This is a genomic window from Actinosynnema sp. NPDC023587 (assembly GCF_040640215.1).
GTDB lineage: Bacteria > Actinomycetota > Actinomycetes > Mycobacteriales > Pseudonocardiaceae > Actinosynnema.
Genome location: NZ_JBFABG010000001.1, coordinates 25467 through 40956, shown reverse-complemented (window position 1 = coordinate 40956; position 15490 = coordinate 25467). Strand labels below are relative to the sequence as shown.

Here is a 15490-nt window from a genome sequence, read left to right as displayed (position 1 = left end):
AGTGGAGCTTAATCCTGGACCACTCGTCGGTGAGGGTGGGCGGTATGAGAATCGCCATCGCCTCCGGCGCGCTGTCCGCGGTGATCGTGGGCGCGTCCGTGCCCGTCACCGGGCTGCTCCAGGACTACCCGCTGCTGACCGGGCAGGCCATGCGGTACGCGCTGGGCGGGATCGTGCTGCTCGGTTGGACGTTGGTGCGCGGTGGGCGGCTCGTGGTGCCGTCCGGGCGCGACTGGGTGGCGTTGGCCGGGTTGGTGACCACCGGGATGCTCGGGTTCAACGCCTGCGTGCTCTACGCGCAGCGGTACGCGGAACCCGGTTTCGTGGCCGCCGTGCTGGGGGCGAGCCCGCTGGTGCTGGCGCTGGTCGCACCGCTGGTGGCGGGCAGGCGGCCCGCGCTCGGCGCGGTCGTGGGCGCGTCGGTGGTGGTGGCCGGGGTGGTCCTGCTGTCCGGCGGCGGCGCGTGGCACGGGCCGGGGCTGGTGCTGGCGCTGCTCACGATGCTCGGCGAGGCGTCGTTCACGCTGTTCGCGGTGGGTGTCGTGCGCCGGTTGGGCGGGGTCGCGGTGGCCACCTGGTGCTGTCTGCTCGCGGCGGTCGCGGGCGGTGTGCTGGGGACGTTCTTCGGCGGTTGGCAGGTGCCCACGACCGAGGAGGGCGTGTCGTTGGTGGTGCTGGGGATCGCGATGACGACCGTGGCGTTCGGGCTCTGGTACTTCGCGGTGGCGCAGCTCGGCGCGGACCGGGCGGGGGTGCTGATCGGGCTGATGCCGGTGGCCGGGCTGGTGGCGTCGGTGGCGCTGGGCGTCCAGGAGCCGACCGCCGTCGCGGTGCTGGGTGCGACGGCGGTCGCCCTGGGGTGCGTGATCGGGCTGCGCCGGGTCAGCGCCCGCCCCGCGCCATCCGCAGCACGTCCAGAGCCTCGTCCAACTGCGCCTCGGTGAGCTTCGCCGGCACGTGGCCGCGCTCCAGCACCACCTCGCGGATGGTCTTGCGCTCCTTGAGCGACTGCTTCGCGATCGAGGCGGCCTCCTCGTAGCCGAGGTAGCGGTTGAGCGGGGTGACGATGGAGGGCGACGACTCGGCGTACTCGCGCAGCCGGTCCACCTGCGGCTCGGTCCCGGCCAGCACCTTGTCGGCCAGCAGCCGGGACACCGCGGCCAGCAGGCGGGCCGACTCCAGCACGTTGCGGGCGATCACCGGCAGCATCACGTTGAGCTGGAAGTTGCCCTGCGACCCCGCGAACGCCACCGCGGCGTCGTTGCCGATGACCTGCGCGACCACCATCATCGTGGCCTCGGGGATCACCGGGTTCACCTTGCCGGGCATGATCGACGAACCCGGCTGGAGGTCCGGCAGCGCCAGCTCGCCCAACCCGGTGCGCGGGCCCGACCCCAGCCAGCGCAGGTCGTTCGCGATCTTGAACAGGCCCACCGCGGTGGCCCTGAGCTGGCCGGAGATCTCGACCACGCCGTCCTGGGTGGCCTGCGCCTCGAAGTGGTCGCGGGCCTCGGTCAGCGGGAGGCCGGTCACCTCGGCCAGTTCCGCCGACACGGCCGCGCCGAAGCCCTCGGGCGCGTTCAGGCCGCTGCCCACGGCGGTGCCGCCGATGGGCAGCTCGGCCAGCCGGGGCAGGCTGGAGGTGAGCCGTTCGGCCCCGTACCGCACCTGCGCCGCCCACGCCCCGGCCTCCTGGCCGAGCGTGATCGGGACCGCGTCCATCAGGTGCGTGCGACCGGACTTCACCAGGTCGGCCCAGTCGGCGGCACGCTCCTCCAGCACGCGGGCCAAGTGCTCCAGCGCCGGGATCACGTCGGTCGCGACGGCTTCTGTCGCGGCCACCCGCAGCGTCGTCGGGAACGTGTCGTTGGACGACTGCGAGGCGTTGACGTGGTCGTTCGGATGCACGTCACGGCCGAGCGCGCGGGTCGCCAGGGTCGCGATGACCTCGTTGGCGTTCATGTTCGACGACGTGCCGGACCCGGTCTGGAACACGTCGACCGGGAAGTGCCCGTCGTGCCCGCCCGCCGCGACCTCGTCGGCGGCGGCGGCGATCGCGCCGGCCACGTCGGCGTCGAGCACGCCGAGCCGCTGGTTCACCCGCGCGGCGGCGGCCTTGAGCAGGCCGAGGGCCCTGATCTGCGACCTCTCCAGACCGCGCCCGGACACCGGGAAGTTCTCCACCGCGCGTTGCGTCTGCGCGCGCCACAGCGCGTCGACGGGTACCCGGACCTCGCCCATGGTGTCGTGCTCGACGCGGAACTCCTGATCAGCCATACCACCGAGTTTGGACCGCGTTCCCTCACTGGGCACAGTGGGCTGCACCACCTATGGTCGAAGTCATGGACCTAGAGGTCGACCTGCTCATCGTCGGAGCCGGGCCCACGGGGCTGTTCGCGGCGTACTACGCCGGATTCCGAGACCTGTCCGTCGCGCTGGTCGACTCGCTGCCCGAGGCCGGTGGTCAGATCACCGCGATGTACCCGGAGAAGATGATTTACGACGTGGCCGGGTTCCCGGCCGTGCGCGGGCGTGACCTGGTCGCCGGTCTCGTGCACCAGGCCGCCCAGTGGAACCCCGCCTACCTGCTGGGCCGGCAGGCCCGCACGCTGTCCACTGTGGACGACAAGTTGGCGGTCGGGCTCGCCGACGGCGGCGTGGTGCGCGCGGCCTCGGTGCTCGTCACGGCCGGGATCGGCGAGTTCAAGCCACGTCCGCTGCCCGCCGGCGAGGGTTGGCTGGACCGCGGTGTGGTGCACTTCGTGCCCGCGCTGAGCGTCCACACCGGACAGGACGTCGTGGTGGTCGGCGGCGGCGACTCGGCGTTCGACTGGGCGTTGGCGCTGCACCCCATCGCCGCCAGCGTCACGGTGGTGCACCGCCGGGCGACCTTCCGCGCCCACCCGCCGACCGTGCGGCAGGTGCGCGACCTGGGCGTGCGGATCATCACCGACGCCGAGGTGCTGGCCCTGCGCGGCGACGGGCGGGTGGCCGAGGTCGAGCTGGGTCTCAAGAGCGGCGACCGCACGGCGTTGCCCGCGCAGGCGGTGGTGGCCGCGCTCGGGTTCACCGCCGACCTCGGGCCCATCGAGACGTGGGGGGTGGAGCTGGACCACCGGGCGATCGTGGTGGACTCCACCATGCGGACCGCCCGCGACCGGGTCTACGCGGCCGGTGACGTCGCGCAGTACCCCGGGAAGGTGAAGTTGATCGCGACCGGCTTCGGGGAGGCCGCCACGGCGGTCAACAACATCGCCGTGGCGCTCGACCCCGATGCTCACCTGTTCCCGGGGCACTCCAGCAACGCGGGCTGACTACCCGACCACCTCGACCTGCTCACCCACGAGCAGGTTGTCGAAGAAGGTCACCGCGGCCTCGGGCGACAGGTGCACGCAACCGTGTGACAGGTCGGTCAGGCTGCCCTCGTGGAACGCGATGCCGCTGACGGTGAAGTACACGGAATACGGCATCGGTGCGTTGTACGGCACGCTCCAGTCGTCCTTCACCTTGCGCAGAACGGAGAACGTGCCGGTAGGCGTTTCGTAACCCGGTCGTCCGTGCGTGACCGGGACCGGGCCGTAACTCAGCGCGCCGTTGTAGATCAGCCACGCCTCGTTGGTGGACAGTCTCAGGCACGCCCCGTTCTGAATCGAACACGGTGTGCCCGTCGCCGCTTGAGCGGGTGCCGCGAAGCCGAAGACCAGGGCCAGCGCGGCTATGACAGTGCCGAGCTTCCTCATCCGAATCACCCCTCGACCATCGAGTACCCGCCCAAACGTGACCCAACCCCCGTTCCCGCGACCACCTGGACCTGATCACCCGCGTGCGGTTCTCGACGTGGGTGGTGCCGACGGCTCCGGAACGGCGAGAGGGCCGCCCCGCGTGGAACGGGACGGCCCTCTCGTCAGGACACCGGTCGGCTAGCTCACGGGGTGGGTTACACCGAGCCCGCGTACTGGCTGATCCACGAGCGGAACGCCGGGACGTCCATGTAGATCGACGGACCGGTCGCGCAGGTGGAGCTGCTGTTGCCGGCGCGGCTCGTGGCACCGATCAACTGCCACGCACCGCCGACCTGCTTGATCTGCGGGCCACCGGAGTCGCCGTAACAAGCGCCCGCGCGACCACCGGGGTTGTTGGTGCAGATCTCGTACGCACCGCTGATGCCGCGGCAGCTACCGTCCGCCACGATCGAGGTGTTCAGCTCCTGGAGGGTGATCGGAGCGCCGCCGCAGCCGCTGGGGGCACAGGTCTGGCCCCAGCCGATGATGCGGGTGGCGGTGCCGGTCGCACCGGAGGTCGACGCCACCGCGATGGGGGCCTGGGTCACGTTGGTGGCCAGGCGCAGCAGCGCGATGTCGTAGCTCGGGTGCGTCACGATCTGCGCGCCGCTCGCGGTCGAGCCACCGCTGGTGCGGTTGGTCGTGCCGACCCGGACGCGGACCGAGGAGGCGGAACGGCCCTGCACGCAGTGCTTGGCCGTCACGACCCAGTTCGCCTTGATCAGCGAGCCGCCGCAGAAGTGGCTGCCCGAGGTGCTCTGCAGGGAGACCATGAACGAGTAGACCTGGGTGGCGTTGCCGCCGCCGACGATGTACGGGGTCACGCCGCCGTCCGTCGCCGGGGCCGCCGCCGCGCCGCCGACCGTGGCGAGCGCGGCACCGGCCGCGACCGCGAACGCGGTGAGCAGGGTACGAACCTTCATTGTTTCCTCTCCGTGCCCGGAGCAGGGAGGCCAGGGCACGAAACGGAAACTAGGGACGTATGGCGCTCTGTGACTACAGCCGTTCGGCCGGTAACGCCCCCTTGACTGTTAACAGATGGTTACGGGAGAGGGGGCAGTGCGGAGTCGTCGGCGGGGCGCGGGTCGAAGTCGACCGAGGAGTACTCGCGCAACTTGGTCAGCCGGTGGAACCCGTCGATCATGCGCACCGTGCCCGACTTGGACCGCATCACGATCGACTGGGTGGTGCACCCGCCGGCGCGGTAGTGCACCCCGCGCACCAGGTCACCGTCCGTGACACCGGTCGCGCAGAAGAACACGTTGTCTCCCCTGACCAGGTCATTTGTGAGGAGCACTCGCTCCAGATCGTGACCGGCGTCGATCGCCTGCCGCCGCTCGGCGTCGTCCTTCGGCCACAGGCGGCCCTGGATCGCGCCGCCCATGCACTTGAGCGCCGCCGCCGCGATGATCCCCTCGGGCGTCCCGCCGATTCCGACGAGCAGGTCGATGCCCGTGTTCGGACGGGCCGCGGAGATCGCGCCGGCGACGTCGCCGTCGGAGATGAAGTGGATACGAGCGCCCGATTTCCGGACATCCGCCACGAGGGACTCGTGCCGCGGTCGGTCCAGGACGCACACCGTCACGTCGGACACGTCGCTGTGCTTCGCCTTGGCCACCCGGCGGATGTTCTCGCCGATCGGCACCGTGATGTCGATGACGTCCGCCGCCTCCGGGCCCACGGCCAGCTTCTCCATGTAGAACACCGCGGACGGGTCGAACATCGCGCCCCGCTCGGCCACCGCGAGCACCGCGAGCGCGTTGGGCATCCCCTTGGCCATCAACGTCGTGCCGTCGATCGGGTCCACCGCGACGTCGCAGTCGGGCCCGTCGCCGTTGCCGACTTCCTCGCCGTTGAACAGCATGGGCGCTTCGTCCTTCTCGCCCTCGCCGATCACGACCACGCCGCGCATCGACACGGTGCCGATCAACTTGCGCATCGCGTCGACGGCCGCGCCGTCGCCGCCGTTCTTGTCGCCACGACCCACCCAGCGCCCGGCGGACATCGCCGCGGCCTCGGTGACCCGGACGAGTTCGAGCGCGAGGTTCCGGTCGGGGGCTTCGCGACGACGCTCGGACGGGTTGCTGCTGGACACCATGGAGTTCCTCCTGCGATCACCGGCCGGTAGACCAATCCTCGCACGGTGTCAGGCGTCGGCCACGTCCTCCTCGGTCACCGCGAGTGCTTGATCGATCCGCTCGCGGGCTCCCGCGAGCCGCCGCTCACAGGTCTTCGCGAGCGCCTCGCCGCGCTCCCACAACGCCAGCGACTCCTCCAGCGACAGGCCGCCCGCCTCCAACCTGCGGACCACCTCCACCAGCTCGTCCCTGGCCTCCTCGTAGCCCGGCTCGCTCACCTGGACAGCTTCCCCAATCGGTTCCGGACGTGCACCACGACGGTCGCCACGGCCTGGTCGTAGCCGACGAACGCCTCCGCGAACTCGGCTCCGTCACCTTCCCGCACCGCGTCGTCGAGGCGGCGCTCGGCCTCCTCGACGCGCCTGCGGTGCACCAGGCCGTGCGACTGCCACCAGCGCACCCCGGCGTAGTCGCAGGTCGCCTCGGACAGGTCGCGCAGCCGGTCGGCCAACGCCTGGCCGCCGGACGTGCAACCCGCCACCAGGGACAGCCAGCAGTCCGCCGCGGCGCGGTCCGCCGCCTCCGCCCGGTCACGCACCGTGCGCGCGCCGTCGTCGTCCGCGCTGCCGGCGGCGGCCGTCGTCAAGGGCAGGAACGTGGGCTCACGCGCCGGATTCGGCACCACCGCCTCCTTCCTCGGCTTCCCGGACGACCGCGTGCACCGCGCCGTCCGCGACCCGCACCCGGAGGTGGGCACCCGCCGGCGCGTCGGAGACCGACCGGAGCACCCCGTCCACCCCGTCGGGGGTCACGAGCTGCACCACGGCGTACCCACGCGCCAGCGTGGCGGCAGGTCCGAGGGTCGTCAAGCGCGCGGTGGTCGCGATCAGCCCGGACCGCTCTGAATCGAGTCGGTTGCGGATCGCCCGCCGCCCCCGCTCGCGCCACTGGTCGACGTCCTGCGCCCACCGGTCCAACGGGCCGTGCGGGTCGGAAAGCGCAGGTCGGCTGCGCAACGAGGTGAGCAGCCCGCGTTCCCGGTCCACCCACCCGCGCAGCGCGCGCCGGCTGCGGTCGCGGAGCTGCCGGACCTTCCGGGTTTCCTCGGCCACGTCGGGCACGACCCGCTTGCCCGCGTCGGTCGGCGTCGAGCAGCGCAGGTCCGCCACGTGGTCCACCAGCGGGCTGTCCGGCTCGTGGCCGATCGCGGACACCACCGGCGTGCGGGCCTGCGACACGGCGCGGCACAGCGCCTCGTCGGAGAACGGCAGCAGGTCTTCCACGCTGCCGCCGCCGCGCGCCAGGACGATCACGTCCACCTCGGGGTCGCGGTCCAGAGTCGACAGTGCGGTGAGGATCTGCGGCACCGCCAGGGGGCCCTGCACCGCGACGTTGACCACCCGGAAGCGCGCGCCCGGCCAGCGGTTGCGGGCGTTGGTCAGCACGTCCCGCTCGGCCGCCGACGCGCGCCCGGTGACGAGCCCGACCTTGTTCGGCAGGAACGGCGGCCGGCGCTTGCGGCGCGGGTCGAACAGGCCCTCGGCGGCGAGCAGCTTCTTGAGCCGCTCGATGCGCGCCAGCAGCTCGCCGATGCCGACCGCGCGGATCTCGTCCACGCGCAGGCTCAGCGTGCCCCGGTTGGGGAAGAAGTTGGGCTTGCCGTGCACCACGACCCGGCTGCCCTCGGTGAGCTGGAGGTCGCGGACCAGGGCGACCGACGCGGTCAGCGTCATGGACATGTCCACCGACGGGTCGCGCAGGGTCAGGAACGCGGTGGTCGTGCCGGGTCGCGCGCTGAGCTGGGTGACCTGGCCCTCCACCCACACGTCGCCGAGGCGGTTGATCCAGTCGAAGATCTTGCGCGCGACCGTGCGGACCGGCCAGGGGTTCTCGGGGCTGGACTTCTCGTCAGTCACGGGGTGTCGGTGCTCACTTCTGGGGTCACGGCTGGGCGTCGAGGTTCGCGATCCGCCGGGCCAGCATGCCGGTGAACTCCGGCCGGGCCGCGTGCGCGCGCTCGTGCCGGAGGAGCTGCTCCAGCTCCTCCGGCGACAGCGTGCGCAGGCGGGCCCGCAACTGCGGCAAGGTCAGCTCGTCGTAGTTCGGCAGCACGTCCGGCGGCGCGGTCTGCTCGTCGGCGGCCAGCGCGTGCTCCTCGGCCTCCCACGGGTCCTCGTCCGTCTCACCAGGGGTTTCACCGGCGGGCACGTCGTCCTCGTCGAACGTGGCCCACTCCGGTTCCTCCTCGGCCGCGCGCAGCCCGGCGAGCGCGTCGTCACCCTTGATTGCGAGTTCCGTCACCTGCTGCTGGATGCGCATCGACAGTTGCAGCGCCTCGCTGACCACGGTGACCGGCAGCCCCGAGAGTTGTCGCGGGAGCTTCCGGGCCTGCTCGACGGCGGTGACCGCCAGTCCCGCGGCGAGGCGGACGGGCAGCGGAAGTGGCTTCATGGCCTCTAGCCTGCCGCAGTCGGGCTGCGGATGCCTACCGCCGGCCCGCCCGTACCCTGGTGGCATGGACAAGCGAGTGCTCCTGGCCAAGCCGCGCGGTTACTGCGCCGGTGTGGACCGCGCGGTCGTCACCGTCGAGAAGGCGCTTGAGCAGTACGGGGCCCCGGTGTACGTGCGCAAGGAGATCGTCCACAACAAGCACGTCGTGGAGACCCTGTCCGACCGCGGTGCGATCTTCGTGGACGAGACCGACGAGGTGCCCGAGGGCGCGCTCGTGGTGTTCTCCGCGCACGGCGTGTCGCCGATGGTGCACCAGGAGGCGGCCGACCGGGGGCTGCGCACCATCGACGCCACCTGCCCGCTGGTGACCAAGGTCCACAACGAGGCCAAGCGCTTCGCGCGCGAGGACTACGACATCCTGCTGATCGGCCACGAAGGACACGAGGAGGTCGAGGGCACGGCGGGCGAGGCCCCGGACCACATCCAGCTCGTGGACACCGCGGCCGACGTGGACAAGGTCGTCGTGCGCGATCCGTCCAAGGTGGTCTGGCTGTCCCAGACGACGCTGTCGGTGGACGAGACCATGATCCGGGTGCGGCAGTTGCAGGACCGGTTCCCGGACTTGCAGGAGCCCCCGTCGGACGACATCTGCTACGCCACGTCCAACCGGCAGACGGCCGTGAAGACGATGGCCCCGCAGTGCGACCTGGTGCTCGTGGTCGGCTCGAAGAACTCGTCCAACTCGGTGCGGCTGGTCGAGGTCGCGTTGCAGGCGGGCGCGCGCGCCTCGTACCTGATCGACTACGCGAAAGAGGTCGACCTCGCGTGGCTGGAGGGCGTGGCGACGGTCGGCGTGACCTCGGGCGCGTCGGTGCCGGACATCCTGGTGATGGAGCTCCTGGAGTTCCTGGCCGGGCACGGCTACGGCGACGTCGAGGAGATCACCACCGCGAACGAGAAGATCGCCTTCGCGCTGCCCCGCGAGCTCCGCAAGGACATGGTGCGCTGACCCGCCGAGCTGTCGCAGGCCCCCGTCGCGCCGCGTGCGCAGCGGGGGCCTTCCGCTGCCCGGGGTGATCGGGCGGACGAGGCGGAAGGCCCGGGGCCGGGTCGGGACCCGCCGAGGGCGCTGCCGCCGGTGCGCGTCGGGCAGCCGGCGGGCCGCGTTCGGGCTGTGGTCGGGAGGGTCAGTCCTCGTCGCGCGGGCGGGGGCGGCGCTGGGGGGTGCGACCGTCCTTGCCCTGCTCCCGGGGCCGGCGCGGCCGGTCGCCGGACTGCGGGCGGGGCCGCTTCGGGCGGTCCTCGCCGTCCGGGGCGGGCTTGCGGCGCGGGCGGTCCTCGTCGCGCGCGGCCTCGCGGTCCCGGGAGGCGGTCTCGCGCGAGCGCTGGGGGCGGTCCTCCGGCGCGGGCTTCTCCGGCCGGCGCTTGGCGGCGCGCACGTCGTCCTTGGCGGCGCGCACGTCGTCCTCGGCCTCGCGGACCTCGTCCCGGGTGGGCCGGTTCGGGTCCTTCTGGATCGTCACCCGCACGATCCCGAGGATCACCGTGCACGCCGTCGTGAGCGCCATCGCGGGGAAACCGTCGATCAGCGGCTTGCCCAGGTTCAGCCCGATCGACGGCAGGCCGCCGTCCGGTACGCCCTGCGTGAAGATCACGACCAGCGGCACCACGATGGCCAGGACCAGCGGCGGCTGCACGATCGGCCCGAACATCGACCGGCGCTCCACGAACACCACCGCGCCCACCGCGCCCAGGAAGAACGTGATGGCGAACACCCAGCCCACGGTCTTCTCGGCCGAGCTCACGTCGACGTACGTGCCGATGATGGCGAATACGAACGTCCCGAGCACCGCCGCCCACCAGGGCAGCCCGCGGAAGGTGCCGAAGAGGGCGCGGTCGTTCCAGCGGACGGGGTCGAGTTCCTCGTCCTCCGGCTCGCGCGTTGCAGCGGTCACGCCCACTCCTCGTTCGGCTCCGACTCCGGCCACACACTCTATTACGCCTCGCGGGCGTCCAAGGGTGCACTGACACCTTCATCAGTCCGTCGGACGACCCCGATGGGTGTCGGACTGGCCGACGCGGCCGTCAACGGCTCCACCGCCGACCGGAAACCCTCCAGCGCGTCCAGCTCGCGGCGGCGCGCGGACAGGAACCGCTGGAGGTGGGTGCTGGACAGGTTCACGGCGTCGATGGCGCTGTCCGCCGCGCGGTGCGCGCTGGAGGCTTGCGCGCGCACCTGCTCCACGTCGTCGGCCAGCGCGCGGTCGGTCACGGCGAACATCGCGGCCGAGGCGATCACCGCGAACCCGGTCGGCCCGCACAGGAAGATCCGCCGGTCCAGCAGCCAGCGCAGCAGCTCCGGGTCGGTGTCCAGGGCGGCGACCACCGCGCCGTCGTTGGGCACGAACATGATCGTCCCGTAGATCGCGTCCGCCCAGCGCTGGTAGCCCTTGCCGGCCAGCTCGGCGGCCCGCGAGCGGATGTTGCGCACGTGCACGCGCAGCGCGTCGGCCCGTTCGGCGGGGTCGTCGGTCTCCACCGCCTCCGCCCAGGTCGCCATGCTCATCTTCGCGTCCACCGGCACCTGCCGGCCGCCGCCGACGTCCAGCACCAGGTCGGGCCGCACCGCGCCGCCGCCGGCCACGTCGACCTGGAGCCGGAAGTGCACGCCCTCGCGCAGCCCGAGCGCCCGCGCGGTCTCCACCAGGACCTGCTCGCCGAGCTCGCCGCGCCCGCTGATCGACGAGAACGCCACCTCGTAGCGCTGGAGCGCGACCCGGGTCGCGTCGCCGCGCTCCCGCTCGCGCTGCACGGCCGCGAGCGCGGCGTCGACGCGCCGCACCCCGTCCTGGTAGAGCCGCCACAGGAACACCAGGGCACCGGCGAGCAGGAGCGCCACGACCACCGCCGCCGTGCTGAGGACCTCCGTCATGTCCCGATCATCGCGCACGTCGACCCGATCACACGTTCGAGCGACACGCCGGGTCGGATGGCGGGGTTCTGCCGGTGATCACCCCTAGCGTGGGCGGTCATGAGGTTGCTGCACACGTCCGACTGGCACGTGGGACGCACGTTCCACGGCCGGGACCTGCTCGTGGAGCAGGAATCGGTGCTGGGCGGGCTGGCCGACCTGGTGTCCGACGAGCGGGTCGACGTGGTCGCGGTGTCCGGCGACCTGTTCGACCGGGCGGTGCCCAACCCGGAGGCGGTCGCGGTGTGCTCGCGGGTGCTGGAGCGCATCCGGGCCGCCGGCGCGCGGGTGGTGATCACCCCGGGCAACCACGACTCGGCGGCGCGGCTCGGGCTGTTCGGCGGGTTCGCCGCGGCCGGCGGGCTGCACCTGAGGACCAGGATCGCGGACCTGCACGAGCCGGTGCTGCTGGCGGACCGGCACGGCCCGGTCGCGGTGTACGGCATCCCGTTCCTGGAACCGGACACGGCGCGGCACGCGCTGGGCGTGGCGTCCCGGGGGCACGCGGCCGTGCTGACCGAGGCGATGCGCCGGGTGCGGGTCGACCTGGCGGCGCGCGGCGGGCGCTCGGTGGTGCTGGCGCACGCGTTCGTGACCGGCGGCGAGCCGTGCGAGTCGGAGCGGACCATCGCGGTGGGCGGCGTGCAGGACGTGTCCGGCGCGGTGTTCGACGGCATCGACTACGTGGCGCTCGGCCACCTGCACGGGCAGCAGACGCTGGCCGAGCACCTGAGGTACTCGGGCAGCCCGGTGGCCTACTCGTTCTCCGAGGCGCGGCACGTGAAGTCGGTGTGGCTGGCCGAGCTGGACGCGTCCGGGCTGTCGGGCGTGGAGCGCCGGTTGCTGCCGGTGCCGCGCGAGCTGTCCACCGCGTCCGGTGAGCTGGAGGACCTGTTGCTGGACCCGGCGCACACGGCGGTGGAGGACCACTTCCTGTCCGTGGTGCTGACCGACCGGGTGCGACCGCTTGAGGCGTTGCGGCGCTTGCAGGTCCGGTTCCCGCACGCGGTGCACGTGGAGTGGCGTCCGGAGGGCGGGCGCGACACCGGGCTGAGGTTCGCCGAACGGGTGCGTGGGCGCGAGGACGAGGAGATCGCCTGCTGCTTCCTGGAGGACGTGCGCGGCGAACCGCCCGCCGGGCGGGAGCTGGAGCTGGTGCGGGAAGCGCTCTCGGCCGCCGCGCGCGAGGGGGATTCGTGAAGCTGCACCGGCTGGCGGTGAGCGCGTTCGGCCCGTACCCCGGTCGTGAGGAGGTCGACTTCGACCTGCTCGGCGCAGACGGGTTGTTCCTGCTGCACGGCGACACCGGCGCGGGCAAGACGACCTTGCTCGACGCGGTGGCGTTCGCGCTGTTCGGCAAGGTGCCGGGGGCGCGCGGCCAGGTGAAGCGGCTGCGCTGCGACTACGCGCACCGGGACACGCCGACGGAGGTGGTGCTGGAGCTGACCGTGCGCGGCCGGCGGTTCCGGGTGGTGCGCGGCCCCGAGTACGACCGGCCGAAGAAGCGCGGCGAGGGCGTGACCCGCCAGCCGGCGAAGGTGTCGCTGACCTGGCTGGAGGGGTGGCACGGCGAGGGGCACAGCCGCATCGACGACGTGGCCCGCGAGGTCGAGTCGCTGCTGGGGATGACCGCCGACCAGTTCTTCCAGGTGGTGCTGCTGCCGCAGGGCGAGTTCGCGAACTTCCTGCGGGCGGAGACCGCGGAGCGGGAGAAGCTGCTGGAGAAGCTCTTCGGCACCGAGCGGTTCCTGGACGTCGAGAAGTGGTTCCGGGAGCGGCGGCTGGCGAAGCGGCGCGAGCTGGACGAGTTCGGCCGGGCCAACCGCGACCTGGTGCAGCGGGTGGCCGAGGTCGCGGGCGAGGAGCCGCCCGAGGGCGGCGGTGACGACGAGTGGCTGAGCTCGCTGCTCAAGCGGCTGGACGAGGCGAGCCGGGACGCCGACGCGCGAGCCGGGCTCGCCGCCGAATCGCGGGCCCGTGCCGAGACGGCCTGGCGGCAGGCGCAGGAGTTGTCCGAGCGGGTGCGGCGGGTGCGCGCCGCGCGGGCCGACCTGGCGCGCTGCGCCGAGGCCGAGCCGCGCCGGCAGTCCTGGGTGCGGGAGCGCGACGCGGCCCGCCGGGCGTCGGTCGTGGTGCCCGCGCAGGAGGGCGTGCGGCGGCTGGACCAGGCGGTGGACCGGGTGCGGGCGCAGGAGCGCGCGGCGGCGGACGCGGTGGCGGCCTTCGGCTACCGGGTGGCGGAGAGCACCGGGCTGCGCGCGGACGGCGAGCGCTTCCGCGAGGAGGCGGGCGGGCTGACCGCGCTGGCCGACGAGGCCCGCCGGCAGCGCGAGGACCGGCGTCGGGTGGCCGACCTGGCGCAGCGCGAGCAGGCCGCCGGGGCACGGCTGGCGACGCTGGCCACCGCGCTGGCCGAGGTGCCGGACCGGCTGGCGGCGGCCCGTGCCGCCGCCGAGGAGTCCGCGCTGGCCGCCGCCCGGCTGGAGGCCGTGGCCGGGAAGGCCGGCGCGGCCCGCGAGCTGCCGGCCGCCGACCAGGCCCTGCGCCGGGCCGACGACGCCCGGCGGGACGCGGTCGACGTCCAGCAGCGGGCCAAGGAGGTCCTGTTGCGGGTGCGGCAGCGGCGGCTGGGCGGCATGGCCGCGGAGCTGGCGGCGGAACTGCGCGCGGGCGGGTCGTGCCCGGTGTGCGGGTCCGCCGAGCACCCCCGGCCCGCCGAACCGGTGCCGGACGCGGTGACCGCCGCCGACGAGGAGCGCGCGACCGCCGTCGAGCAGGTCGCGCAGGACCGCCGCGCCGCCGCCGAGAAGACCTTCCAGGACGCGACGAGCCGCGTGAGGACCCTGCGCGACGTGGTCGGCGACCAGGACCCGGCGGCCCTGGTCGCCGAGCACCGCGCGGTGGCGACCGTGGCCGCCGAACGGGGTGCGCGGGCCGACGCGCTGGCCGCGCTGGAGCGCCGGGTCGAGGCCGCCGAGGAGACCCGGGCCGCCCTCGAACGCGAGACCGCCGAGCTGGCCGCGTCCCACCGCGAACTGGCCGAGACCGTGCGGGAGCGCGCCGCCCGCCTGGAGGACGCGCGCGGCGACTTCGCCGACGTGACCGCCCGGCGGGCCCACCTGCTGGACCTGGCCGACGCGCTGACCGCGCTGGCCGAGCGCCGCACCGCCGTCGCCGAGCACGGGGAACGGCTCGCCGAGCAGCGCGTGGAGGTGTCCCGGCTGGCCGCCGGCGCGGGCTTCGCCGACGTGGCGGAAGCGCTGGCCGCCGCACGGCCCGACGCCGCCGTCGCCGACCTGGAGGCGCGCATCCGCCGGGTCGAGGACGCGAAGCTGACCGCCGAGGCCGTGCTGGCCGAGCTGCCCGACGTGGACGCGGACACCGAGCTCGACGTGCCGGCCGCCGAGGCCGGCTACCGGGCCGCCCGGGACCAGGCCGAACAGGCCGCCGCCGGGCGGGCCGCCGCCGGTCGGCGGCTGGCCCGCGCCGGTGAGCTGGCCGGGCAGCTCGCCGCCGGGTGGCTGCGCCTGGAGCCGGTGGCGGCGGCGTACGCCGAGCTGGACGCGCTGACCGACGTGATCAACGGCCAGGGCCAGAACGCGCACCGGATGACCCTGCGCACCTACGTCCTGGCCGCCCGGCTGGAGGAGGTCGCGGTCGCCGCGAGCGCCCGGCTGGAGCGGATGAGCCAGGGGCGCTACCGGTTCGTGCACTCGGTCGAGGCCGGGCCGCGCGGCACCCGGGGCGGCCTGGGCCTGGACGTGCTGGACGACTACTCGGGTCGGCAGCGCCCGGCCAAGACGCTGTCCGGCGGCGAGTCGTTCCTGGCGTCGCTGGCGCTGGCGCTCGGCCTGTCCGACGTGGTGTCCGCCGGCGCGGTGCTCGACACGCTGTTCATCGACGAGGGGTTCGGCACGCTCGACGCGGGCGCGCTGGAACTCGTGATGTCCACATTGGACGAGTTGCGGGCCGGCGGTCGCGTGGTCGGCCTGGTGTCGCACGTGGAGGAGCTGCGCCAGCGCATCCCGACCCGGTTGCGGGTGCGCAAGGCGCGCGGTGGGTCGTCGCTGGAAGTGGTGGCCTGACCCTCCGCGCCCACGCCGGTGGTGGGGGTGGCCCCAGTGCGGTCCGGGTGCACGGGGGATGTCCGGCGCGGGTGGTCCACTCCTAGGTTCTGGGCACAGACACCGAGACCTGTGCGGGAGAAC

The 15490-nt window shown here is 73.4% G+C and carries 15 protein-coding genes; 5 read left to right on the top strand and 10 right to left on the bottom strand.

The genetic code is table 11. The annotated features are described in order from the left end of the window. The first annotated feature begins 44 nt into the window (after nucleotides 1–44). The gene (locus tag AB0G01_RS00190) at nucleotides 45–944 is read left to right on the top strand and encodes a DMT family transporter (RefSeq protein WP_360937625.1); all 900 of its coding nucleotides are present in this window, start codon (nucleotides 45–47) and stop codon (nucleotides 942–944) included. Here the strand turns inward: AB0G01_RS00190 and AB0G01_RS00185 are convergent. Beyond that, complete coding sequence (locus tag AB0G01_RS00185; protein ID WP_360937622.1) at nucleotides 883–2277, bottom strand: class II fumarate hydratase; 1395 nt, start codon at nucleotides 2275–2277, stop codon at nucleotides 883–885. The two genes, AB0G01_RS00190 and AB0G01_RS00185, sit on opposite strands and share 62 nt — an antisense overlap. Nucleotides 2278–2342: 65 nt before the next feature. On the opposite strand from AB0G01_RS00185, the gene AB0G01_RS00180 reads away from it, so the two are divergent. Continuing rightward, complete coding sequence (locus AB0G01_RS00180; RefSeq protein ID WP_360937619.1) at nucleotides 2343–3314, top strand: NAD(P)/FAD-dependent oxidoreductase; 972 nt, start codon at nucleotides 2343–2345, stop codon at nucleotides 3312–3314. Here AB0G01_RS00180 and AB0G01_RS00175 read toward each other — a convergent pair whose 3' ends face one another. From AB0G01_RS00175 to AB0G01_RS00145, 7 genes are all read right to left on the bottom strand, one after another. Then, nucleotides 3315–3740 carry a L,D-transpeptidase gene (locus AB0G01_RS00175; protein WP_360937616.1) on the bottom strand — a complete coding sequence of 142 codons (426 nt, stop codon included), beginning with the start codon at nucleotides 3738–3740 and terminating at the stop codon, nucleotides 3315–3317. 197 nt (nucleotides 3741–3937) lie between these two features. Next, entirely contained in the window at nucleotides 3938–4705 is a 768-nt protein-coding gene (locus tag AB0G01_RS00170) for a serine protease (protein WP_360937613.1), read from the bottom strand. Nucleotides 4706–4824: 119 nt separating this feature from the next. Continuing rightward, nucleotides 4825–5880: a class II fructose-bisphosphatase gene (gene glpX / locus AB0G01_RS00165; protein ID WP_360937610.1), complete on the bottom strand. Its 1056-nt coding sequence runs from the start codon at nucleotides 5878–5880 to the stop codon at nucleotides 4825–4827. 48 nt (nucleotides 5881–5928) lie between these two features. Then, nucleotides 5929–6138, bottom strand: a complete 210-nt coding sequence (locus AB0G01_RS00160) for an exodeoxyribonuclease VII small subunit (RefSeq protein ID WP_184691056.1) — start codon at nucleotides 6136–6138, stop codon at nucleotides 5929–5931. Then, entirely contained in the window at nucleotides 6135–6542 is a 408-nt protein-coding gene (locus AB0G01_RS00155) for a sugar ABC transporter substrate-binding protein (protein WP_360937607.1), read from the bottom strand. Before AB0G01_RS00155 ends, AB0G01_RS00160 begins: the two co-directional genes overlap by 4 nt. Continuing rightward, nucleotides 6523–7776 carry an exodeoxyribonuclease VII large subunit gene (gene xseA / locus AB0G01_RS00150; protein ID WP_360937604.1) on the bottom strand — a complete coding sequence of 418 codons (1254 nt, stop codon included), beginning with the start codon at nucleotides 7774–7776 and terminating at the stop codon, nucleotides 6523–6525. The genes AB0G01_RS00155 and xseA overlap by 20 nt, the downstream gene beginning before the upstream one ends. A gap of 25 nt (nucleotides 7777–7801) precedes the next feature. Beyond that, the gene (locus AB0G01_RS00145; RefSeq protein ID WP_360937601.1) at nucleotides 7802–8311 is read right to left on the bottom strand and encodes a lipid droplet-associated protein; all 510 of its coding nucleotides are present in this window, start codon (nucleotides 8309–8311) and stop codon (nucleotides 7802–7804) included. Nucleotides 8312–8375: 64 nt separating this feature from the next. Between AB0G01_RS00145 and AB0G01_RS00140 the strand changes: the two genes are divergently transcribed. After that, nucleotides 8376–9320, top strand: a complete 945-nt coding sequence (locus tag AB0G01_RS00140) for a 4-hydroxy-3-methylbut-2-enyl diphosphate reductase (protein WP_360937598.1) — start codon at nucleotides 8376–8378, stop codon at nucleotides 9318–9320. 178 nt (nucleotides 9321–9498) lie between these two features. Here AB0G01_RS00140 and AB0G01_RS00135 read toward each other — a convergent pair whose 3' ends face one another. Then, on the bottom strand, nucleotides 9499–10266 hold the full coding sequence (locus AB0G01_RS00135) for a DUF6542 domain-containing protein (protein ID WP_360937595.1): 768 nt from the start codon (nucleotides 10264–10266) through the stop codon (nucleotides 9499–9501). A 41-nt stretch (nucleotides 10267–10307) separates the two neighbouring features. Beyond that, on the bottom strand, nucleotides 10308–11243 hold the full coding sequence (locus AB0G01_RS00130) for a DNA recombination protein RmuC (RefSeq protein ID WP_360937592.1): 936 nt from the start codon (nucleotides 11241–11243) through the stop codon (nucleotides 10308–10310). A gap of 99 nt (nucleotides 11244–11342) precedes the next feature. On the opposite strand from AB0G01_RS00130, the gene AB0G01_RS00125 reads away from it, so the two are divergent. Then, a complete protein-coding gene (locus AB0G01_RS00125) occupies nucleotides 11343–12482 on the top strand; it encodes an exonuclease SbcCD subunit D (RefSeq protein ID WP_360937589.1) in 1140 nt (379 codons plus the stop codon). Further along, complete coding sequence (locus AB0G01_RS00120; protein WP_360937586.1) at nucleotides 12479–15367, top strand: SMC family ATPase; 2889 nt, start codon at nucleotides 12479–12481, stop codon at nucleotides 15365–15367. Before AB0G01_RS00125 ends, AB0G01_RS00120 begins: the two co-directional genes overlap by 4 nt. The last annotated feature ends 123 nt before the right edge of the window (nucleotides 15368–15490 follow it).

Coding starts and splice junctions, on each gene's coding strand:
- glpX (WP_360937610.1), bottom strand. CDS start 5,880: ATGGTGTCCAGCAGCAACCCGTCCGAGCGTCGTCGCGAAGCCCCCGAC.
- AB0G01_RS00170 (WP_360937613.1), bottom strand. CDS start 4,705: ATGAAGGTTCGTACCCTGCTCACCGCGTTCGCGGTCGCGGCCGGTGCC.
- AB0G01_RS00190 (WP_360937625.1), top strand. CDS start 45: ATGAGAATCGCCATCGCCTCCGGCGCGCTGTCCGCGGTGATCGTGGGC.
- AB0G01_RS00125 (WP_360937589.1), top strand. CDS start 11,343: ATGAGGTTGCTGCACACGTCCGACTGGCACGTGGGACGCACGTTCCAC.
- AB0G01_RS00185 (WP_360937622.1), bottom strand. CDS start 2,277: ATGGCTGATCAGGAGTTCCGCGTCGAGCACGACACCATGGGCGAGGTC.
- AB0G01_RS00175 (WP_360937616.1), bottom strand. CDS start 3,740: ATGAGGAAGCTCGGCACTGTCATAGCCGCGCTGGCCCTGGTCTTCGGC.
- AB0G01_RS00130 (WP_360937592.1), bottom strand. CDS start 11,243: ATGACGGAGGTCCTCAGCACGGCGGCGGTGGTCGTGGCGCTCCTGCTC.
- AB0G01_RS00140 (WP_360937598.1), top strand. CDS start 8,376: ATGGACAAGCGAGTGCTCCTGGCCAAGCCGCGCGGTTACTGCGCCGGT.
- AB0G01_RS00180 (WP_360937619.1), top strand. CDS start 2,343: ATGGACCTAGAGGTCGACCTGCTCATCGTCGGAGCCGGGCCCACGGGG.
- AB0G01_RS00145 (WP_360937601.1), bottom strand. CDS start 8,311: ATGAAGCCACTTCCGCTGCCCGTCCGCCTCGCCGCGGGACTGGCGGTC.